Source organism: Patescibacteria group bacterium (genome assembly GCA_028716665.1).
Classification (GTDB): Bacteria; Patescibacteriota; Patescibacteriia; order UBA2591; family JAQUPP01; genus JAQUPP01.
In genome coordinates, this window is the sequence record JAQUPP010000001.1 from 347597 (window position 1) to 371373 (window position 23777).

At 33.6% G+C, this 23777-nt stretch carries 16 protein-coding genes; 8 read left to right on the plus strand and 8 right to left on the minus strand.

The window, feature by feature from the left end; translation table 11 throughout:
* Window positions 1-250 precede the first annotated feature (250 nt).
* From PHF10_01810 to recA, 8 genes are all read left to right on the plus strand, one after another.
* Window positions 251-1030: a hypothetical protein gene (locus PHF10_01810; protein ID MDD5534465.1), complete on the plus strand. Its 780-nt coding sequence runs from the start codon at window positions 251-253 to the stop codon at window positions 1028-1030.
* Between the two features lie 44 nt (window positions 1031-1074).
* Window positions 1075-7137, plus strand: a complete 6063-nt coding sequence (locus PHF10_01815) for a DUF2341 domain-containing protein (protein ID MDD5534466.1) — start codon at window positions 1075-1077, stop codon at window positions 7135-7137.
* 270 nt (window positions 7138-7407) lie between these two features.
* Window positions 7408-8919: a glycosyltransferase family 39 protein gene (locus tag PHF10_01820; GenBank protein MDD5534467.1), complete on the plus strand. Its 1512-nt coding sequence runs from the start codon at window positions 7408-7410 to the stop codon at window positions 8917-8919.
* A 78-nt stretch (window positions 8920-8997) separates the two neighbouring features.
* A complete protein-coding gene (locus tag PHF10_01825) occupies window positions 8998-11100 on the plus strand; it encodes a DNA translocase FtsK (protein ID MDD5534468.1) in 2103 nt (700 codons plus the stop codon).
* 39 nt (window positions 11101-11139) lie between these two features.
* Window positions 11140-11496, plus strand: a complete 357-nt coding sequence (locus PHF10_01830; protein MDD5534469.1) for a four helix bundle protein — start codon at window positions 11140-11142, stop codon at window positions 11494-11496.
* A gap of 57 nt (window positions 11497-11553) precedes the next feature.
* Window positions 11554-12225: a helix-turn-helix domain-containing protein gene (locus PHF10_01835; protein ID MDD5534470.1), complete on the plus strand. Its 672-nt coding sequence runs from the start codon at window positions 11554-11556 to the stop codon at window positions 12223-12225.
* A 5-nt stretch (window positions 12226-12230) separates the two neighbouring features.
* A complete protein-coding gene (gene gmd, locus PHF10_01840; protein MDD5534471.1) occupies window positions 12231-13229 on the plus strand; it encodes a GDP-mannose 4,6-dehydratase in 999 nt (332 codons plus the stop codon).
* 22 nt (window positions 13230-13251) lie between these two features.
* A complete protein-coding gene (gene recA / locus PHF10_01845) occupies window positions 13252-14277 on the plus strand; it encodes a recombinase RecA (GenBank protein MDD5534472.1) in 1026 nt (341 codons plus the stop codon).
* A gap of 87 nt (window positions 14278-14364) precedes the next feature.
* On the opposite strand, the gene PHF10_01850 is transcribed toward recA, so the two are convergent.
* From PHF10_01850 to PHF10_01885, 8 genes are all read right to left on the minus strand, one after another.
* Window positions 14365-15297 carry a Wzz/FepE/Etk N-terminal domain-containing protein gene (locus PHF10_01850; protein MDD5534473.1) on the minus strand — a complete coding sequence of 311 codons (933 nt, stop codon included), beginning with the start codon at window positions 15295-15297 and terminating at the stop codon, window positions 14365-14367.
* 14 nt (window positions 15298-15311) lie between these two features.
* Window positions 15312-17171 (minus strand): nucleoside-diphosphate sugar epimerase/dehydratase, encoded by a 1860-nt coding sequence (locus PHF10_01855; GenBank protein MDD5534474.1) that lies wholly within the window; start codon window positions 17169-17171, stop codon window positions 15312-15314.
* A gap of 14 nt (window positions 17172-17185) precedes the next feature.
* Complete coding sequence (locus tag PHF10_01860; protein ID MDD5534475.1) at window positions 17186-18355, minus strand: DegT/DnrJ/EryC1/StrS family aminotransferase; 1170 nt, start codon at window positions 18353-18355, stop codon at window positions 17186-17188.
* Window positions 18348-19358 (minus strand): transketolase C-terminal domain-containing protein, encoded by a 1011-nt coding sequence (locus PHF10_01865; GenBank protein MDD5534476.1) that lies wholly within the window; start codon window positions 19356-19358, stop codon window positions 18348-18350. Before PHF10_01865 ends, PHF10_01860 begins: the two co-directional genes overlap by 8 nt.
* Window positions 19342-20331, minus strand: coding sequence for a thiamine pyrophosphate-dependent dehydrogenase E1 component subunit alpha (locus PHF10_01870; GenBank protein MDD5534477.1), 990 nt, complete (start codon window positions 20329-20331; stop codon window positions 19342-19344). The genes PHF10_01865 and PHF10_01870 overlap by 17 nt, the downstream gene beginning before the upstream one ends.
* 113 nt (window positions 20332-20444) lie before the next feature.
* A complete protein-coding gene (locus tag PHF10_01875; protein ID MDD5534478.1) occupies window positions 20445-21707 on the minus strand; it encodes a pyridoxal phosphate-dependent aminotransferase in 1263 nt (420 codons plus the stop codon).
* 10 nt (window positions 21708-21717) lie between these two features.
* On the minus strand, window positions 21718-22851 hold the full coding sequence (locus tag PHF10_01880) for a DegT/DnrJ/EryC1/StrS family aminotransferase (GenBank protein ID MDD5534479.1): 1134 nt from the start codon (window positions 22849-22851) through the stop codon (window positions 21718-21720).
* Window positions 22848-23777 (minus strand): MraY family glycosyltransferase, encoded by a 930-nt coding sequence (locus tag PHF10_01885; protein MDD5534480.1) that lies wholly within the window; start codon window positions 23775-23777, stop codon window positions 22848-22850. The genes PHF10_01880 and PHF10_01885 overlap by 4 nt, the downstream gene beginning before the upstream one ends.

The following is a 23777-nucleotide window of genomic DNA, read 5'->3' on the forward strand; positions in this document are numbered from 1 at the left end:
GGTTATTAAAAGTATTTTTTATTTACTAAACGTTTTTTAGCGGCCGCTAAAAAACGTTTAGTAAATATTTTGGATTGTTTTTAGTTGTTGCTGCTGTTATCCACACCCTTGGTAAATAAAATAAATTGACCGCTTTTAAAGAATTTGATATTATATTAATATTAAATCCTTTAAAAATAATTTAATATTATTAAAGGCTAGAAAATTTTTCATAAAATGGGGTATATCTAATAAATTAACTAAATATAATATGCTAAATAACATAAATAAAATAAAAAATAAGTGGTTAAAAAATATTGTAAAAACGATTACGATATTTTTTTTAATTATCCTTATTCTTTATATAGGCGTGGTGATTTATAGAATTCCGGCGGCTATTGAGCGTCAAAGAGCGGAGAAAATCGTGCCTCAGATTCATAGCCAAAAACTGACAATGGATGATGTGATGGGGGCACATTTGCCTTCTGAACCAGATTCAAAATTAAACAACTCAACATTAGAAGGTATTGATGCTAATCGCAATGGCATTCGCGATGACGCGGAATTGGCCATTTTTAAACTCTATCCCGATTCAGCCAAAATTCGTTCAGGCGCTTTGCAATATGCAAAAGGCCTACAAATGCATTTAAGAAAAGATATCACCAATGATGATATCTTTATTGCAATTTTACAAGAAAAAAGCAGGGGTTATTATTGTTTTTCTCAGGCATTTCCTTCTAAAATTACTAAAGAAATGAATAAAAGAGTTGATGAAATTATAGAAATGAGAAAAAAAGCCAGTAAGTTTGATAAAAATTCATTGGAATATAGCAATGAAGTTTGGGGAGATCCTGAAGTGGTAGCAATTCAAAAAATAAGTTCAGAAGAAGATGATTTTTTTGATGCTCGTAATAAAGAAATACAGAATTTAGTTTTTAATACTGACCGACGAAAACAAAAAGAAGATGAAAATTATACAAAATATTCTATCACTTATCTCGACTTAGATGGTTCAGAATGTGATATTGATCCATCAACACTACCAAATTAAAGATGGATTCGACAAGCCCACCACAAATTTAAGATTTAGGATTTATGAAAATTAATTTTAATAAAATTTATCAAAAATATTTAATTGGTATATTTTTATTTTTTTGTTTTTTATTTCCATTAAATGTTCAGGCGCAGTGCAATGGCAAGGGTTATACTATTGTTTATGTTAATGGAATATTTACACCAACTGAAAAATTAGCAGACGCAGACAGGAATAAATTAAGCGATAAATATAAAGAATATTTTGACATCTCAAACATAAATTTTATCACTGGTTATAACCCATCTCATTTAGCCGGTTTAGGGGATTTGGTTCAAGCAGCTTCGCAAATATTAGAAAATCCAATTAGCGATTTTGATCTCAAAACAATTCTCCAACGAATTCATCCCCAAATCAATACTAAAAAAATATTATTAGTTGGTCATTCACAGGGCACATTTTACACCAATGAGTTATATAATTATCTGATAAACAATGGCATTCCTAAAGAATCAATCGCCGTGTACAATGTAGCCACACCGGCTGATTTCGTTGCGGGTAATGGTCTGTATCTTACCTCTCAAAACGATAAGGTTGTTAATAATGTTCGTAATGTCGCCAAAAACGTTAAGGCAAAACAACCACTTCCCCAAAACATTAACATTCCTTTAAACGAACAAAATGATCCCAAGGGTCATTCATTTAGCAGTGTTTATCTTAACAGTGCTCCTAAAAGAATAATATCAGAAATCAATAATGTTCTAAAAAATTTGGATAATACACAACAAGTAACCAACACTTCTGACTCCGGTTGTTTTAATTTACCGGATCAAAATTTTTCTTATAAAACACAGAAATTAATTTATTTAGTTGCCGATCCTGTAAGCAATGGCATTGTAAAAGCAGGTGTTGTTACATACAATGGTGTTGCTTTTGCCGGCAATGTTTTATCTACCGGCGTGGCGGTTGTTTTAGATCCGATTTTTAATCTTTTTCAGAAAAAAACCGTCGCCAATATTCATAATTTTCAAGCGTTGATTGGCGGAATTGGCCAATTATTTAATAGACAAGATGGAGATTCTCCATCATCGCTTCAAGAATTATCAGAACAACAATCTCAACAGCTCGAAGATGCTTTAAATGAATTGCAAAATTCAAAAAATTTAATTACTGAACCGATTAATTCAGAAGAACAATCAGAATCATTAAACCAAGAAGATATTGAACAAAATCAAGAATTGGAAAAACCTCAAGAAGAAATAGAAAAAGATAAAGAACTGGAAGAAGAAAAAATACCCGAGTCACAATACTTTGCCAGCGACGTGGTGATTAATGAATTAATACCTAATCCAGCAGATGATCAGAACGAATTAATTGAATTATATAATCGTACTGATAAATCCATAGATTTAACTAACTGGACAATTGAAGATAATACTGCTCATCCTAAAAATTTAAAAGGAAAAATTATTTCCAGCCATAGTTGGTTGGCGCTTAATGGAGGCAATGATTTTTCTTTTCAATTAAATAATTCAGGGGATACAACTATTTTAAAATATAACGGAAATTTAATTGATCAGATTGGTTATGGTGATTTTAATGATGGCAATATCCATGATAACCCTGATACACCCTCAAAAGGAGAATCTTTAATTCGTTATCCTGACGGTCAAGATAAAAATCAAGACGATCAGGATTTTTTAATCACCGCGACTCCAACTCCCGGTTTGGCTAATCTTTTTACTGAACAGGTGGTTCTAATTTCTAAAACACTAAACCCTGATAAGACGATTAATAATATTTCTTATCAGTCTTTCCAATCTCAAGACGTGGTAATTAATGAAATTGCTTGGGCGGGCACTAAAGCCGACTCCACTGATGAATGGATCGAATTTTATAATAATTTGGACAAACCGATTAGTTTGGCCGGTTGGCGATTAAAAGCGGCTGATGGCTCTCCGAATATATTATTAACAGGTGAAATTTCGGCTCACGGTTATTGGTTGTTGGAGAGAACAGATGATGAGGTAATTAAAAATATTTCCGCCGATCAAATTTACAGCGGAGTATTAGAAGATTCCGGTGAAACCTTGGAATTAATTGATGGAAATGGTAATCGTATTGATTTTATCAATCAAGAAAATGGTTGGTTGGGCGGCGGCAACGAGACAAAAGCTTCAATGGAAAGAATTAATTCTACCCTAACAGGTGTTGATACTAATAATTGGCAAACCAATAATGGACAAAATTTTTTATGGTTTGACGCCAAATATAATCAAATTTTAGGTACGCCTAAATATAAAAATAGCCAACAAGTTGTTAAAGCACAAGACCAACATGACAAATCTTATTTATCATATAAGGCGCTAGACGTGGTGATTAATGAGATTGATTGGACGGGAACCAAGGCGGACACCAATGACGAATGGATCGAACTTTATAATAATTTGGATCAAGAAATTGATTTATCCGGTTGGACATTAAAAGCCGAAGATGGTTCGCCTGATATTGTTCTCTCGGGTAAAATAGCGGGGAGGGATTTTTTTATTTTAGAAAGAACAGATGATGAAGCAATTAAAAATGTCACTGCTGATCAAATTTACAGCGGAGTTCTGGGAAATTCAGGGGAAGATTTGGAATTGAGAGATAAAAATAATAATTTAATTGACGAAGTTGATTGTACTGATGGTTGGTTTTTTGGCGATAATACCACTAAAGCGACAATGGAAAGGATAGATTCTTTAGTTTCTGGTAGCTTAAAAGATAATTGGCAAACCGCTTATTTTCAGGATCAAACCGCTCAAGATACAAAAAATAATTTAATTTTTGGCAGTCCTAAAAATAAAAACACGGGAAAGCCAGAAGGGAATACTAAAGATACAATTCCGCCGGAAATTAAGTTAACTCAAAAACCGGCAACATCAACTAATTTGACTATAGCTAATTTTGAGTTTTCTATTAACGAAGAGGGAAATTTTCTTTGTAAAATTGACGATCAAAATTTAGAATCTTGTTCGTCACCGAAAATTTATTCAAATCTCGCCGAAGGAAATCACATTTTTTATATTAAAGCGGTTGATCAGGCAGATAATTTTTCAGAAATAACTTATTCTTGGACTATTGATTTAACCGGATTAATTTCTTCTCCAACTACTTCTGGTATTTTTAATTTTTCAACTTGGCCTAATCAAATCAATGGAATCGCCTCGTCAAATGTCAGCTCTACTGATTTGTTGTTGGTAGAAGTTAAAATTCAAAATAAATCAGAAAATAAATATTTAGGTTATACTACTTCTACTATAGGTTGGATTGATGAACCGACCTGGCTGGAAACAGTTTTAAATGAAAATAACTGGCATTTTGATTTGCCGGTTTCTTTATTGACCGAATTACCAGATGGTTTATATTCTATTTCTTCTCAAGCTACTGATTTGGTTGGTAATATTCAAAATACAACTTCCACGACTGAATTTATTTTTGATTCTATTTCACCGGAAAAAATTAATAATTTAAAAACAGAGAATTTAGGCGGACTAAATTTAAAACTTTCTTGGGATAAGGCTATTGATAATTTATCGGGAATAGATCATTATGAAGTCAATTGGGGGCACAATATTATATCTACGATTGCTAATCATCTTGAATTAAATGTTGAGGACGGGGAAGAATGTAATTTCCAAGTTAGAGTAATAGATAGAGCAGGTAATTCAGGAGATTGGTCAGAACCGATTTCATATTTTATTAAATTGCCTTCAGTGGTAATTAGTGAAGTTCAAATTACCGGTCAGACAGTTAACGATGAATTTATTGAACTTTATAATCCAACAGAAGCCCCAATTGATTTAACTGGTTATATTTTAAAAAAGAAAACTAGTGGTGGTAGCGAAAGTAACTTGATAGTTAATAGTCGATTCGTAGATAAAATTATTCAGCCTAAAGGTTTCCTATTGTTGGTGCCAGAAGAAAATTATTTAGGATCAGTAACACCAGATATTCGTTGGCCTAAAAGTTATTCTTTAGCCCCAGCTAATACTTTAATTCTTTATAATCCAGAAGAAAAAATTATTGATAAGGTTGGTTGGGGGCAAGCAATAGATTTTGAAACCGTTGCAGCGTCAGAGCCAATAGTAGCTAGTCAATCAATTGAAAGAAATAATTTTCAAGATACAGATAATAATTTTAATGATTTTATTGTTCAGGCGATTCCAAGTCCAATAAGCTCAAAAGGACTATGGTTAAACGGTTGGCAAAAAAGAAAATTATTAGTGATTGACAATACTCAAAATAATAATGATTTAATTGATTTCGAGATTAATATAGGGATTGACTATGAGTCCGAAATGAATCATGACTTTTCTGATATCCGTTTTACCGATTCTGATAAGACAACTCTTTTGAATTACGGTTGGGATATTAATGACGACGGCACTGACCAAAAACAAAATGAATATTCCGCTACGGCAGTAGTTAAAATTCCTTTTATCCCAAAACGCGCTCAAAAAATTATTTATCTTTATTATGATAATCCTTCAGCCTTACCAGTCGCCAATTTAGAAACGACTCTTACTTGGTTTGATCATTTTACAACCGATAGAAGCAGTGAATATGAAAATTTTAATATTGAATGGGATACAACCGATTCAGCAATTTATGCTCATTATGGCTGGGCGGCAAAAATATATCCGAAAGATTTAAATATCAAAAATGCTTTAATTAAAACAAAATTTTATCAAAATGACGGTGGTTATTTTGAGGATAGATATATGGGGCTTGAATATAGATATATAGATGATAATAATTTATTTAGGATAAGTGGTAGGTCAGAAATTAATTATGATGATCCGCTGAGCAAGGGAATTAGGTGGGAGAAAATAATAAATGGAACTAAAACTTTAAAAAAATTAGATGACAACGCCGACGTTATTAGGAAAGAATGGCAAAACATTACAATATCTTCTTATGAAGGTGAACATAATATTCAATGGAAAAGTGCTAATTGGGATTTAAGTTGGTCTGATATTGAAAATCAACAAAATGTAGCCGGTAATATTGGTATTTGGTTTTGGAAATATAATCCTGGTGGTTGTCCAACTCCAAAAGCCGATTATTTTTATATTCGCCAAAATACAAAATCTTGGCCAACTGTTTTTGAGGTCGCAGAAAATTATCAGCCGATTATTTTAGGGAATACTCCATATTTAGAAATTCCGGGTTGGGAAAAAAGAAAAGAAATAATTATTACTAATAATAATACTAAAGATTTAGTTAATTTTGAAGTCAACGTAAATATTTCTCATGATTCTGTAATGAATCCTGATTTTTCTGACATCCGTTTTACCGATTCTGATAAGACAACTCTTTTGAATTACGGTTGGGATATTAATGACGACGGCACTGACCAAAAACAAAATGAATATTCCGCTACGGCAGTAGTTAAAATTCCTTTAATACCTGCTTCTTCTGAAACAAAAATTTATATGTATTATGGAAATAAATCTGCGTCGACTGTCGCCAATTTAGAAACCACTCTTACTTGGTTTGATCATTTTAAGACTGATAGAAGTAGTGAATATGAGGTTTTTAATATGCTTTGGAATACTTCTAATTCACAAATTGTTTCTCATTATGGTTGGGCTAATTCAATATATCCTAAAAATTTAAACATTAAAGACGCAATTATTAAAACGTATTATCAATTAGGTGGCGGGGGTCAATTTGAAGATAGACAAATAGGGCTTCAATATCGTTATACAGATGATAATAATTTTTGGAGAATTTATGGTGAAGGTCCGAGAAATTATAATCCACCAGAAAAAGGAATATATTGGAAAAGGGTAATAAGTGGGAGCTATACTATAAAAAATTCAGATATTAGTCAGTGGTTCTCACAATCACAATGGCATAATTTAAAAATAACTCTTTTAGATATTAATCATCACATAGAATGGTTAGGGGAAACTATAAATGAAAATTGGTCAGATATTGATACTTATCAGAATGTGGCGGGCAGGGTAATGATTTGGTTTGGAAAATTAATTCCAGGAGGATGCCCGGATGCTTATGCGGATTATTTTTATATCCGCCAAAATGCGTCAGTAATGCCAACAGTAAGTTTTGAAGAATAAATTTTACCACATCTTGTTCAAAAAGGCGGAATGCTGTAAAATTGAGATAGAGTAAATATCATTCATTCTAGACGGCTGTCTAGAATGAATTAGTGATTATTTTAGATTATTCTCTGTTTATTATTAAATGAAAACATGTTAAGGAATAGAGCGGGGAGAGAGTTAGGTCTCTCCCACTATATAATCTTACTCGCTCGGAAATTCAAAAATTTCATTTTTGATTTCCTTACTCGCTTCGATTATAAAAAAATATTTTTAGCCGGCATTATTTTGATTTTTGCCATTTTTCTGTTTTTAAGATTTTATAATTTATTGGCTCTGCCCATTTTTAATGACGAGGCGATTTATTTAAATTGGGCCAAAGACATTCATTCTAATTGGTCGGAAAATAAATTTACTTCTCTTGTGAGTATTGGCGGAAAGCCACCACTGCACTATTGGATTTTAGCCATGGGTTATCATTGGTTTAGGGATCCGCTTTATTCCGGTCGATTTATCTCCATTCTTGCGGCTATTTTGAGTTTTTGGGGCGTATTTTTGCTGACACAGAAGATTTTTCATTCAAAATTAACCACCCTAATCGCTCTCAGTCTTTACACTTTTTGTCCGTTTGTTTTGCTTTATGAAAGGATGGCTCTGGCGGATGTTTTTATTTCCATGATTGTGATTTATATTTTTTATTTCAGTTGGCTGATTCTTTTAGAAATAGAAAAAAATAAAAGACCCCAAAATTTGCAATGGATTTGGCTGGTAATAATTTTGGGGCTTCTTTTTACTCTAGGCCGTTTGTTTAAACAAACGATTTTTATTTTTATTTTAGTCATGGGATTAATCTTGCTTTGGAGTATTTTAAAAAATAAATTTCAATTTAAAAAAACTTTTTTTCTTGCTTTAGAATTTATTTTGGCTTATGCGTTAAGTGAACTGATTTGCCGTTTAATTATTCCGACTAAACTTTTAGCCGGAAGTAATTTTCTTACCAGTTTTTTTATTTTTAATTTTAAAGAATTCTCAGGATCATTTTTAGACGGTTGGTTTAAAAACTTGAGAATAATAGGAGAAGTTTTTATCAAATATTTTACATGGCCGATTTTAGCAGTTTTTATAATCGGCTGTTTTAGAAATAAATTTTGGCGAGAATTGAAAATTCAATGGCTGATATTTTTAATTTTTTTGCCTTTGATAATTTTTATTTTAATATCCAATATTTTTTATCCGCGTTATTTTCTTTTTATTGCGCCATTTTTAATTATTTTAATCGCTTTTTTCATCGCCAACCTCGGACAAGATTTGGCAAGATTTAGATATTTCAAGACAACTGTTTGTTTATTGCTTTTTCTATTAATTCTTTTGCCGTCTTTTTATCAAGATTATCAACTTTTAAAAAATCCGTTAAAATTTAATTGGGCTAAAATTGATGATGACTTTGTTAATCAGTGGAGCTCGGGCTATGCCATAACCAATGTGGGCGATTATTTGGTCAAAAATAGTACAAACGATCAACTTATTTTTTTGGACACATCTTTGGGTTATCCATTTGCTTATTTATATTTATACGAAGAAAAATTGCCCCATTTAAAGTTGGCTCAAATAAATTTTAATTTGGCCGAATATGTAGAAATTGCCCGAAAAACAGAATCTGTTAAACCGATTTTTATTTTATTAAATCCTGATCGGCGGCCAGAAGATAGAGAATTTGAAAAAAGCGATATCTGTCAAAATCAAAAAAAATTTTACCAACCGAATAATATTAGTCACTACACACTTTGTTTCATTGATTGAAAAATAATTTATGGTTTTTGAAAGTGTAGGATAAACAACTGGCAATTTAATAGCTTTTGTGGTATAATAATGAGTAATATGAAGAAAAAAGAACTGAAGAAATCAAAAGAAAAACTTAATTTTTCATCTTTATCGCCGACGCGTCGGCTGGTTTTGGCCATAGTTTTGTTTACTTTGGCCATTATTTTATTATTGGGATTATGCGGTTTAGCCGGAGTGGCGGGCGAACTCTTGTCTGTCGGCCTTAAAATTATCTTGGGCTGGGCGAGTTGGACAATTCCAATTGCTTTGGCGATTGTCGGAATAATGTGCCTTAATCATGAAAAAATTCAGGAGATTTATCCTAAAAGACCTTTTGGGATAAGATTGGCCGGATTATTTTTCTCAGTTATTATGTTGGCGGCCATTTTTCATATTCATTTTGTGGATAATAAATTAGCCCTTGCGGCCTACAAAGGAGGCGGATATATCGGTTATGGAATAGGTTATGTGATTGTTAACACATTTGGAATTTGGGCGAGCTGGGTGATTTTCGTCTGCGCTTTCGCAATTGGCGGAATTATCGCTTTTTCAAATTTAAAGAAAAAATTATCAAAAGAAGAATTGGAAGCGGAAGCGGAAAAAAAGAAAGAAAATCTTGCTCAGGCGGGTTTTCAAAGTTTGAAGGCGATTCTGGCCAAAAAAGATAAATTGGTTTTAAAACCTGATAATGAAAAAAATAAAATTTTAGAAAAAACTGAAGACAATTTAAAATTGTCCAAAGGAATTGCCGGTTTTGGTTCAACAAAAATTCGTCCCAAGATTGAACTGCCTTTGGATTTATTGGATTCCAGTTCTGAGAAACCCAATTCAGGGGATATAAAAAATAATAAATTGATTATTCAAAAAACTTTGGAAAGTTTTGGCATTCCGGTGGAAATGGGAGAAGTGAAAACCGGTCCGACGGTCACTCAATATACTTTAAAACCGGCTGATGGCGTAAAAATTTCGCAAATTACGGGCTTGCAGAATGATTTGGCTTTGGCCCTAGCCGCTCATCCGATTAGAATTGAAGCGCCGATTCCGGGTCAATCTTTGGTTGGAATTGAAATACCGAACAAGCAAAAAGCAGTTGTCAGATTAAGAGAAGTTTTTGAGAGCGCTGAGTTTAGAAAAAATAAAACGAATTTATCGTTAGCCATAGGCAAAGATGTGGCGGGCGATATATGGTTTGGAGACTTGGGAAAAATGCCGCACTTGTTGGTGGCCGGTTCAACCGGAAGCGGAAAAACCGTAATGCTTAATTCGGTTATCGTAAATTTGATTTATCAAAATACTCCCGAAGATTTGAAATTTATTTTCATTGATCCAAAAAGAGTGGAACTTACTTTATATAATGACTTGCCTCATTTGTTGACGCCGGTTATCACCGATGTTAATAAAACCATTAACGCTTTAAAATGGTCAATCAAAGAAATGGAGCGACGTTTTGAAGTGATGAGTCAGGCTCAAAAAAGAGATATCTTTGCTTACAATAAAGATGCCAAAACAAAAATGCCGTTTATCGTGGTGGTGATTGACGAATTGGCTGATTTAATGATCACTTCGCCACAGGAAGTCGAAGCTTGCATTATCAGGCTGTCTCAGATGGCCAGGGCGACCGGAATTCACTTAATAATGGCCACCCAGCGTCCGTCAGTGGATATTATCACCGGTTTGATCAAGGCCAATATTACTTCCAGAATAGCTTTCTCAGTGGCCTCAATGACTGATTCAAGAACAATTTTGGATTTCTCAGGCGCGGAAAAATTATTGGGCCGCGGCGACATGTTGTTTATTTCATCGGAATTATCCAAACCAAAAAGATTGCAAGGTGCTTATGTCTCAGATGAAGAAATCAAAAGAATTGTTGAATATTTAAGAAATGTCGCCAAACCGGAATATCAAGATGAAATTGTTGCGCCTCCGCAAAACGAATCGGGAAATAATTTAAGCGATTTAGTGGAAGATGAAATGCTGTCAGACGCCAGAGAAGTGGTTATTCAAGCCGGCAAGGCCTCTGCTTCGCTTTTACAAAGAAGATTGAGAATCGGTTATGCCAGAGCGGCGAGATTATTGGATTTATTGGAAGAAGAAGAAACAATCGGACCCGGTGAAGGAGCCAAGCCGAGAGATGTTTACAAGAAAATGCCTAATGACTAATTTCTAATTTCTAATCAAATCCCAATAACTAATGTTCAAATGGCTAAAAACAAATACGATTTAGAAGAAAGAACAGCAAAATTTGGCGAAGAAATCATTAAGTTTGCTAAGAAAATTCCAGAAAATGCGGTTAATAAACCTTTAATACCGCAATTAGTTAGAGCAGGAACTAGCGTAGGAGCAAATTATTGTGAAGCTGATAATGCTGAATCTAAAAAGGATTTTAAACACAAAATTGGAATTTGCAAAAAAGAATCAAGAGAAACCAAACATTGGTTGAGAATAATAGTTATTGCTGCGCCCGAACTAAAGGAAGAGGCAAGAATTTTATGGCAAGAAGCAAAAGAATTAAATTTGATTTTTAATGCCATTGTTCATTCAATAAACAATAAATGATTTGGTTATTAGACATTGATTAGAAATTAGGTCAATTAGAAATTAGATATTTTTTTTATGGCTTTTAGAACTCAATCCATTAAATTTGAAAGTTTGGGCACCATTTTGCGCGATAAAAGAATATCAGAAAGTTGGAGCTTGGAAGATGTTGAAAAAAAAATAGGCGTGCCGGCTAAATATTTACAATGCATAGAAGAAGACGAATTTTATAAATTGCCCAGTCCGACTTACACCAGAGGATTTTTATTGCAATATGCCGAATTATTGAGATTTAATCCGGAGGAAGTTGTTAATTTGTGGAAAAAAGAATATTCTTATTCGGCTATAAAAGAAACAAAAAACAAGAGAGTCAGAAAGTTGCCCTTGGTTGAATTCGGCAAAGAAAAATTTTTTGATATTTTCAATTCAAGATATTTTTTTATAGGTTTGGTTTCGTTGGGAGTTCTTCTTTATCTTTTTTTCGGTATAAAAAAATTAATGTTTCCGCCGGAGATTCAGCTTTTTTCGCCCAGAACAAATTTGGTTACTCAAGAAACTGCCTTGGTGATTGAAGGGAAGGTGGGCGAAGGAGTGGATGTATTTATTAACAAGCAAAAGATTGAAGATATGACAGATAATTATTTTAAGGTGAAATTGGAACTTGAGAGAGGCATAAATAATATTGAAATTTCGGCCAAAAAGAAATATTCAAGAGAACGAATCATTAAGCGCCAAATTATTGTAGAATAAAATATATGAAAAATAAAAAAATAGCTTTTATTACCGGTATAACGGGCCAAGACGGCTCTTATTTGGCGGAATTGCTTTTAGACAAAGGATATGAAGTGCATGGATTGGTTCGTCGAAGCAGTAATTCCAATTTGGAAAGAATTCAATATTTATTGGATAATCCTATTTATCAAAAAAGAATTTTTCTTCATTGGGGTGATTTATCTGATGCCAGCCGTCTTTTTCATTTAATTCAAGATATCAGACCGACTGAAATTTATAATTTGGCCGCTCAAAGCGATGTTAGAATCAGTTTTGACATGCCGGCTTATACAGCCGACGTAACAGCGGTCGGAGTTTTAAGAATTTTGGAAGCTATCAGAAAAATAGATAAAAAAATTAAATTTTATCAAGCCAGTTCAAGCGAAATATTCGGTAAAATTAAAGAATTTCCTCAAAGCGAAAAAACCGAATTTCATCCGCGCAGCCCTTACGGCGTGGCGAAACTTTACGGTTATTGGATAACAAAAAATTATCGCGAAAGTTATGGTATTTTTGCTTGCAATGGCATTTTATTCAATCATGAATCTGAGCGCAGGGGAGATAATTTTGTTACGCGGAAAATAACTAAGGCCGTGGCCAGAATCAAATTGGGATTGCAAAAAGATTTAATAATGGGAAATTTGGATGCTCAACGCGATTGGGGTTATGCGCCGGAATATGTCAAAGCGATGTATTTAATGCTGCAACAGAAAAAAGCGGATGATTTTGTGATCGCGACAGGCGAGACACATTCGGTTAAGGAATTTATTGAAGCAGCATTCAAATCCGCGGGGTTAGATTGGAAAAAATATGTTAAGCAAGATAAAAAATATTTGCGTCCGGCTGAAGTTGATATTTTGTGCGGCAATATTGCCAAAGCAAAAAAAGTTTTAAATTGGCAGCCCAAAATTAAATTTAAAGAATTGGTGAAAATAATGGTTGAGTCAGACATTGAATTAGCAAAAAAAGAACTTAAAAAATAAAATTAATAATTTAAAATAATATATGGTTAAAAAAGAAGAAGAAAAAAAAGAAGACAAAACAACTGATCGTCAAAAAGCCGCTCAATCGGCGATTGAACAAATACAATCCAGATTCGGCGAAGGATCAATTATGAAATTGGGTGAGGCCAGAAAAATGGACGTAGAAGTTATTCCTACCGGATGTTTATCTTTGGACTTGGCTTTGGGCGCGGGCGGAGTGCCAAAAGGAAGAATAATTGAAATTTTTGGTCCGGAAATGTCAGGTAAAAGCACTCTAGCACTTTATGTGGTGGCTGAAGCTCAAAAAATGGGCGGAGTTGCCGCTTATGTTGATGCTGAGCACGCTTTAGACCCGGAATATGCCAAAAAAATAGGAGTTAAAATTGATGATCTTTTAATTTCTCAACCAGACACCGGAGAACAGGCCTTAGAGATTGTTGAGACCTTAGTTCGCTCTAATGGCGTAGATGTGATTGTGATTGATTCTGTGGCTGCTCTGACGCCGCAAAAGGAGATTGAGGGGGAAATGGGCGATTCGCAAATGGGCTTGCAAGCGCGGTTAATGAGTCAGGCTTTAAGAAAATTGACAGCCATTGTCAGTAAAACTCACACTTGCGTTATTTTTATCAATCAAATCAGAATGAAAATTGGCGTATTTTTCGGCAATCCGGAAACCACTACCGGTGGAATGGCTCTTAAATTTTATTCTTCAGTGCGAATTGAATTGCGTCGTTTAGCCCAACTTAAAAGAGGCGAAGATGTGATAGGAAATAAGGTCAGGGTTAAAATAGTTAAAAATAAAGTTGCTCCGCCGTTTACGACCTGTGAATTTGAAATTATGTACAATGAAGGAATTTCGCGAACAGGAGATTTGATAAATCTCGGTTTGAAATATAATTTGGTTAAAAAGACAGGTAATACTTTGAGTTATGGCGATATCAAACTTGGCGTTGGCCAAGAAGCTCCTAAATTATTTTTGAAAGAAAATCCAAAAATCGCTCAAGAGCTGAAAAAGAATATTATTCAGGCGGCTAAAGAAAAGAAGTAAGCAAATAAGCTTACCAAGAAATAAGTTAAATAAATAAAAATATCCGGGATTAACCGGATATTTTTATTTATTTTGTCTATTTTTTATTTATGCTTGTTTGCTTTTACTGAAATATTCAGCGCCAAATGCCCAGAGAAGGCTAATAAATAATCCAAGAATTCCGGCAATCGCCACGTTTTGCGTTCTTTTGGGTGCGATTCTTATATCGGGCGGGGTGGCAGGCACTTCAATGGTTGTTGACTTTACTTGATAAGTTTTTTCGTATTCTTTTTGTTGAAGATTTTGATTAAGACTGATTAATTGCTGTTCAAGATCAGAAATTTGCTGTTCTTTTTGATCTTTTTGGTTTTTAGTATTTGCTAAAAGTTGAATATAGGCCTCAGTTATTCGGCCTTGACCCTCAGATTGCGCTTCGGCTCGCTCGCTGATTTCTTTGGTATAAAATTTTACATCATTATTAAGGCGGATTATTTCTGTTTTTGTTTGTTCAATATCTTTTTTAATTTTTTCTTGATTAGCGGCAATAGTTTTTATTTCCAGATTAAAAGTTTTTTCGGCTTCTAAAAATAAGTTTTGATGTCGTTGAATCAATAATTCCGCGATTAGATTGGACACCTCCGCCGCTTTTTGCGGTGTTTGTCCAAATCCTTTTATTTTTAAAAAAGATGATCCGTCTCCCTGTTCTATGGAAAACATTTTAGCCACTTTTGCTTGCGAAATCGTAGATGGAAAATTTAATTTTGTGGCAATTGTTTCTAAAATAGTTTTGCGAGAAAAAATATCTTTAATATCAGCTACATTTTCTAAATTAACCAATGCATCTTGATTTTTTATCTGTCCCAATTTAACCAAGGTCACCGCCTCAAAAGTTTGGGGGAGCCGCAGGTTGATTATTACCGAAACAATGGCTATAACGAGGAAAATAGTAATAATTGCCCATTTTCTTTTTAGGACAACATTAATATAATCTCTTAAATCAATTTTTTCTTCATTATTGTAATTTTTTTCTTGATTTTCCATATTTTTAATTTTTGTTATTTATACGTCGGAATAATTTCTTTTAATATTTTAATTATACTATTTTTATCCATTTTATCAAGGGCTTGTTTAAATTTTTCTAATCCCCGGATTATTTTTTGTTCATCAAAATTAGAAAGTTTGGCCATGAATATTTTTTCATGTTTGGTCGGTATTTCGGAATTTGTTAAAATTTCTTCAAATAATTTTTCACCCGGACGCATTTGAGTAAAAACAATAGGAATATCAACATCAGATTCATAACCTGCTAAACGGATCATTTCTTTTGCCAGATCCACTATTTTAATCGGTTGACCCATGTCTAAGACAAAAACTTCACCACCTTGACCCAGCGCGCCGGCTTGCATTACCAATAAACAAGCCTCGGAAGTGACCATAAAATATCTTTTCATCTCCGGATGTGTGACTTCAACTGGACCGCCTTTTTTAATTTGTTCTTCAAAAATTCCAACCACATTGCCTTGACTATCCAGAACATTACCAAAGCGAACAGCGCAGAATTTAGTCAGATTTTTTTTATTTAACCAAAGACAAATCATTTCTCCGACTTGTTTAGTTGCGCCCATAACAGAGGTAGGATTAACAGCTTTATCGGTAGAAATGAGAACAAATTTATCTACTCCATGTTTTGTCGCTGCTTGAGCCAATGTTAACGTGCCAAAAACGTTATTTTTAATAGCTTCTAATGGATGTGATTCCATTACCGGTACATGTTTATAAGCCGCAGCGTGAAAAATAACATTTGGTTTTTCTGTTTCAAATAGCCAATTTATTTTTTTTTCATCGCAAATATCGCCAATTTCAAAACTTTTTGCAATATTCGGAAATTCTTTATTAAGGTTTCTTCCAAGATGAAAAAGTCCGGTTTCATTTTGATCAAAGGCGATAAGGCGGGCAGGATTAAATTTTAAAATTTCTTGACAAAGATGCGAGCCGATAGAACCGGCAGCGCCGGTAACCAATATTGTTTTTCCACTAATAAAATTTTGAATAGCTTGGGTGTCAATTTTAATCGCTTCTCTGCCCAGTAAATCTTCAATTGAGACATCGCGCAACTGATTTAAGCTTACTTTTTCAGCTAAAATTTCTCTTGTACCGGGTAAAATTTTAATTTTTTGAATACCGGCTTCGCGGGCTAATTTTACGGTTTCTCTGATAATTTCTTGCGGAGCTGATGGCGAAGCAATAATTAATTCTTTAATTTCGTGTTTTTTAACGATTTTCGGAATATCAATTCTTTTGCCTAAAACTTTTTTCCCATGAATCAACACTCCTTGCTTCATAAGATTATCATCAATTAAGCCGACAATAGCATAAGGGCTGTCTTTGGAGGTAATAATATGTCGCACTAATTGTTCAGCAGCGTCATCGGATCCAACAATTAAAACAGGCCTGAGACGCGGAGCGCTGCGTTGAAATTCTTGAAGATAAATTCTCTTAGAAAAACGTAATCCGCCGGTTAAGAAAAATGTTAAAAAGGCGGTAATAAAAATAATAGAACGGGGGAATCCTTCAAAAAGAGGAAAAATTTTTAAAATATAAATAGTTGTTCCAATTAAAAGGAAGCTGATTATTACGGCTCGTCCAAGTTTAAAAAGTTCTGAAATACTAACAAAAGACCAACTAATGGCATAAAGTTTTTCCAGCCAAAAAAAGAAAATAATTAACGGAATAGTCAGTTCAATAAATCCTTTTATCATTGGAATATATTGAACCGGAATCTTGCCGTCAAAACGCAGTAAAAAACTTAGCCAACAGGCTAGTATTATAAAAGCAACATCGCCAAGCAAAAAGAAAAACGTTCTTTTGGCTGTTGTACGCGCAAAAATTTTTTGTTTAAGTTTTTCTAGAACCATTTTAAATTGTTTTATTATTTCTGATAAAATTTTTTAATATTTTCAACCACCCAATCTATTTGAGTATTGGTTAACTCAGGATACATTGGCAAAGAGATAACTTCATGGCAGATTTTTTTCGTTTCCGGAAGTTCTACGGCAATACCTTTGGTTGATACTAATTTAGGCATTCCGAATTCTTGATTAAATTTAGAACTAGCAAATACAGGTTCTTTATAAGTTGGCGAGGGCCAAGAAATAAGCGTTTCAATGCTTTGTTTTTCTAAATATTTTTTAAGTTCATCGCGGCGTTCGGCTCGAATTACATAATTGGTATAAATGTCGGAAAAACGATTATCGTCAAAATGAGGGAGTTTGATTTGCGGAATATTAGCCAATCCTTGTTGATATTTTTTAGCGATTTCCTTGCGCCGTTTAAGCCATGTCGGAAAATATTTGAATTTTACATTTAAAAGTGCAGCGTGCAAGTTATCCATTAAAAGATTGTGGCTGTGATAATAAAAATGGCGTTTTCTCCGATCTTCGCCATTATAGCGCATTAATTTTACTGCTTCGGCGATTTTGGAATCATTGGTAACCAACATACCGTTATTGCCCCAGCCACCCAAGGTTTTGGCCCAATAAAGACTAAAACAACCGGCTGTACCGAAAGAACCGGCTTTTTTATTAGTACCATCCGACATTTTTAAAGTGGCACCCAGAGCTTGTGCGGCATCTTCAATAACCATAAGTCCTTTTCGTTTGGCAATATCCATGATTACTTCCATATCGCATAAACGGCCGTTCAAATGGACGGGCTCAATAGCTTTTGTTTTTGGCGTTAAAGCTTTTTCAATTAATTTTGGGTTCATATTAAAGTCGTTGCCGACATCAATAAGAACCGGTTTGGCTCCGGTCAAATAGACACAAGAAAGGCTGGCAATGAAAGTGTGGGCGACGGTTATTACTTCGTCATTTTTTTTAATACCAGCTGCTTTTAGCCCAAGATAAACGGCTGAAGTTCCAGAATTAACGCCAATCGCATATTTAGTGCCGACAAATTCAGCAAAATCTTTTTCAAATTTTTCCAAATCTTTGCGCATTACAATATCACCACGCGAAAGAACATCGTCAAAAGTTTGAATAAATTCTTTGCGATGGTCTTGATATTGTTTTTGTGGATTGGCGAAACGAACTTTATACATAGTTTAAAATATTTTTTACCTTTTTAATTACATCTTTAGATGTTAAATAATAAGCTTGTTCTAATATTTTACTGACCGGTGCAGGACAATCAGGCAGGCAAAGTCTTTCAATTGGTGCTTTAAGATATTTAAAAGATTGCCTTGCTATCTGACTATTAATTTCACTACTAATACTACCGCTAGACCAAGCAGCTTCGGTGATAAGCAAACGGCCCGTTTTTTTAACCGATTTAATAATTAGAGGAATATCTATGGGCCAAGCGCTTCTTAAATCAATTATTTCAGCATCGATTTTTTGTTTTCTTAATTCTGCTGCCGCTATTAGCGCTTCTTTGACCATATAAGAAATGGCTACAATAGTGATATCTTTCCCGATTTTTCTGATTGCGCCCTTACCGATGGGTACTGAGTATATTTTTTGCGGTACATGATCTTTGACATCATAAAGCCAGCGATCGTCAATATAAATGACAGGATTAGGGTCACGAATAGCAGAAATCATTAATCCTTTGGCGTCATAGGCAGTTGCCGGCATTACTACTTTTAATCCGGGAATATGAGTGAATAGAGATTGAAGGGCCTGAGAATGTTGAGCACCTTGTTCACCGCCACGATTAATAATAGCACGAATAACTACATCTGCATTAGCTTTTCCTCCAAACATATAGTGCCAATTTGCTGCTTCATTTATAATCGGATCAAGAGCATACATCATAAAATCCATTCGAGGAAAAATAACAATAGGTTTCATGTTAACCATTCCAGCTCCTATTCCTACACCCGTTGTTACATTTTCAGAGATTGGTGTGTCCATAACCATTTTGGGACCGAATTTTTTTAATAGATCACGGCAAGTATTACCGACATACCAAGGACTTTTTACCCCCTGACCAATAACAAAAACAGATTTATTTTTTGACATCATTTGATAAACTGCTTCATTAATAGCCAAGCTATATGAGAGAAATCTTTTATTTATTTGTTTTTTATTTTTTAAAAACATATTTTAATAGTTCATTTTTTTTAGGATAAGGACTGTGACGAGAAAAGGTTTTAGCTTGCTCAATTTTTTTATTTATTTTTTGATAATTTTTTTTAATTTTAGATTGATCTAAAAATTTATTTTTGATCAAAAATTTTTCCATTTTTTTTATAGGATCCCTTTTTTTCCATACTTCAATTTCTCTTGATTTCCTTATATCAGTGTGCGTTCCTTGAATATTGTCGTCTGGTCCAACATGACCACGCATACGGTAGGTTAAAAATTCGATAAAAGCCGGCCCCTTATGTTTTTTAATTTGAGTAATCATTTTTTTGGCGGTTTCAAAAACTTTAATTACATCATTTCCATCAGCACGTACTGATTTAATGCCATAAGTTTTTGGCTGAAGATAAATTTTTGGATTAGCCAATGATTCTGTAATCGGCATATGGGTAGCATATAAATTATTTTCGCAAATAAATAAAATTGGTAATTTATGTAAAGCGGAAAAATTAAATGCTTCCGAAATTACTCCTTCGGCCGTTGCCCCATCACCAAAAAAAGTAACAGTTAAACGATTCTTTTTTTTAATTTTTAAAGCCAAGGCCGTACCAACAGCAAGGGGAACAGTACCTGCAATAATTGGGGTGGCTCCTAAAAAACCAGCCTTTTTGTCAATAATATGCATTGATCCTCCTCTGCCTCGCGAGCAGCCAGTTGATTTACCAAAAATTTCGGACATTAAAGCTTTTAGGTCTCCACCTTTAGCTAAATAATGACCGTGTGAACGATGATTGCCAAAAGCATAGTCTTTTTTATTTAAAGCCGCACAAACCCCGACTGCAACGGCTTCTTCTCCGGTATAAAGATGGCAGGGTGTTTTAATTTCACCACTTAAAATTGGCTCAATTAAACTCTCTTCAAATAAACGAATTTCCAACATTTGCTGATAAAGTTTAAGTAAAAATGATTTTGAATATTTTGATTTTGTCATTTTGTTTTAGTTAAATAAAAATTATTTTCCCTTAATGTATTCAGTTTATTCTTTAATAATATTAGAGAATTATAGCGATTTGTCAAGTTTGTTTGGTTATATGAATTTATTCATTATAATTTAAAATTATTTTTTTTCCAATAATTTAGCCATTTATTAAGTCGTTTAAATCCTGTTTTAATATTTTTAGGATTACCAGCAAAAGAAAATCTAAGATATCCTTCGCCTTGTGGACCAAAAGCAGCACCGGGTATAACAATAACCTTGGCTTCATTTAAAATTTTTAAAGCCATATCAAATGAATTAATTTTAGCTCCTTTGACCTTAGCCATAATATAATAAGCTCCTGCCGGTTTTTGATATTCAAAAAATTCTTTTAATTTATCTAATTCTTGACACATTAAATTGCGATTTTTATCCATCTGTTTGACTAATTCAACTGTTGATTTTTTTGATTCTTTTTGATTTTTCAGGGCATAAATTACCGCCTTTTGAGAAATAGCCGGCGAACAAATCGCCAAAGCATCGTGAACTTTGAGCATATGATCAATAATTCCTTCGTCCGCGAAAGCATAACCGACGCGATAACCGGTCATACGATATTTTTTAGAAAAACTTCCGCAGAGAATGACGCGGTCGCGAATATTTTTAACGGATGCCGGCGAAAATAATTTTGCGTCATCATAGAGAAGAAAATCGTAAGTTTCATCAGCAATTAAAATCAAATCATATTTTTTGACAAAATTAGCCAATTCTTGTATTTCTTGTCGGTTAAAAACCGCGCCAGTCGGGTTAGAAGGATTGCATAAAATTACAACTTTGGTTTTGGAGGTGCGGGCTTTTTCAAAATTTTTAATATTCAGATGCCAGCCGTTTTTTTCAATTAATGGAACAAATTTTGGAACGCCGCCAAATTGTAAAATTTGTTCTATTTCAGAGGCATAGGTTGGTGAAGGCAACAAAATTTCGTCACCTTCGTCAATAGTTGAAGCCAAGGCGCAAGCCATGGCTTCTTGGCAACCGACAGTCACCATAATTTCTTTCTTTGGTTTTATATTTTTTATTTTTTTTGAGGACTCTAAATTTTTAGCGATTAATTTTCTTAATTCCGTAATGCCGGGCTCAAGGGTGTATTTTGAAGTATCTACTTTTTTAATTGATTGAATAATTCCTTTTTTAATATATTGAGGCGTGTCTAAATAGGGGATTCCTTGCCCAAAAGAAATGATTTTATTAAGACCAATTTTTTCTTCCAATTGGTCGGCCAGAATTGACATTTCCTTAATTGGGGAAATGACAATTTTTTTGACTCTTTGAGAAATATTTTTTGTCCGAAATTTTTTTCCGGCGGCAGCGATAACTGAACGATATTTCATAGAATTAAAATTAATTACCCTTTTTTAATAATATCATCTCTAAATTTTTAACAATATATTTTATTTCTTTTTCAGTTAAATTATTGTAAAATGGCAAGGCGATTGTTTTGCCAGATACTGATTCGGCGATTGGAAAATCACCGCTTTTATGATTAAATAAGCGACGATAAAATGGCTGTAGGTGGATACATTGGAAATAATTATTACATTGAATACCAGTTTTTTGTAATTTTTTCATAATTTGGTCTCGGTCTCTTCGAGTGAAATTTTTTGTAAGTTGAATTACATAAACAAACCAAGAAATTTTGGCCCAAGTGGCAACATAAGGTAGTTTAATTAGTCCTTTTTTTTCTAAATTAGAAAGTTTTTTATTATACATTTTGGCCACTTTTTCTCTCTTTTTTATAATTTCTTTAATTCTTTCGAGTTGAGTTATACCAATTGCTGCTTGTATATCACTCATTCGATAATTAAAACCCAGTCTGATATGTTCAAGCCATTTTCCATCTTTAACTTTGCGACCCTGATTATGCATACTTTGGCACATCTCGGAGATTTTTTTATTATCAGTCACAATTATGCCTCCTTCACCAGTAGTTATTTGTTTATTAGGGTAAAAGGCAAAAACAGCCGCATCCCCAAAATTTCCACATTTTCTTCCTTTATATTCCGCCCCCAAAGCTTCGCAAGAATCTTCAATAATTTTTAGTTTATATTTTTTAGCAATTTTTAAAATTGAATCCCAATCTGCCGGATGGCCAAAAATATCTACGGTTATTATAGCTTTTGTCCGTTTAGTAATGGCTTTTTCTATTTTTTGCGGATCAATATTTAAGGTTAGAGGATCAATATCAACAAAAATCGGTTTAGCGCCTTCATACAAAATGCAATTTGCCGAAGCAATAAAACTAAAAGGGGTGGTAATTACTTCATCACCCTTTTTAATTCCTAGGGCGCGAACAAGTAAGTGTAGGCCGCTGGTGCCGGAATTAACCGCTATGGCATATTTACTGCCAATATAAGCGGCAAGTTTTTTTTCAAACTCTTTGAGTTTTGGCCCTAAAGCTAAATAAGGAGTTTTTAAAACCTTTAAAACACTATTTATTTCTTTTTTTGTAATATCTGGTTTGGATAAATTGATCATAAATTATATATTAAGATACCTATACTTACTATTATAAACTGAATTATAGAATAAATAAAGACGGTTTTGGGTATAGAAATACCTTTTTGATGAATGAGATCATATAAATGACTGCGGTCGCCCAGAAAGAGCGGTTTTCTTTTAATCAATCGACGAATAATAACTAGGGTTGTGTCAATAATTGGTAGGCCAATAATCAAGATAGGTCCTATAAATTGTTTTAAATTATGACCGGTGAACATTATAGCTAAAATAGCTAAAATAAAACCCAAGAAGTGGCTGCCATTATCGCCCATAAAAATAGAGGCCGGATGCCAATTGTAAATTAAAAAACCTAAAATTCCACTTAATGTTCCTAAAGAAATAATTAAGGTGAATAAATTATTTTCTTTTACGGCCAAATAAATAAACCCCATTAAAGAAATAATGGTAATACTGCCAGCCAGGCCGTTGAGGCCGTCTTCCATATTTATCGCATTCATGGCGCCGACAATGTAAATTCCGGCAATTAAACTGGCAATTATAGAATTAATGGAAAAGTGAAGATTAACGCCGATTTTGATTAAAATAAAAACAATTAAAAATCCAGCGATGAATTGACAAAGAAATTTAATCATCGGTCGGCCGACTTTTTTCCACTTTAAATCATCCCAAAAACCAAGGAAAATTATAATTATACTGCCAATAATTATTCCCAATGATTGTAATTTAGAAATTTGATGGAATAATTGGGAAAAAATCAGACTGGCAATTAAACCGAGAAATATCCCTATTCCACCTAAATGGGGGATAGGTTTTTGGTGAATTTTTAAATCACCTACCGACGGTTCATCATAAAGATGATATCTAAAAGCAAGTTTTTTAAGAAAAAAAATAGCAATTAAAGAAATAAAGAATGATATAATAATGAGCAAAAAGTAAATCAT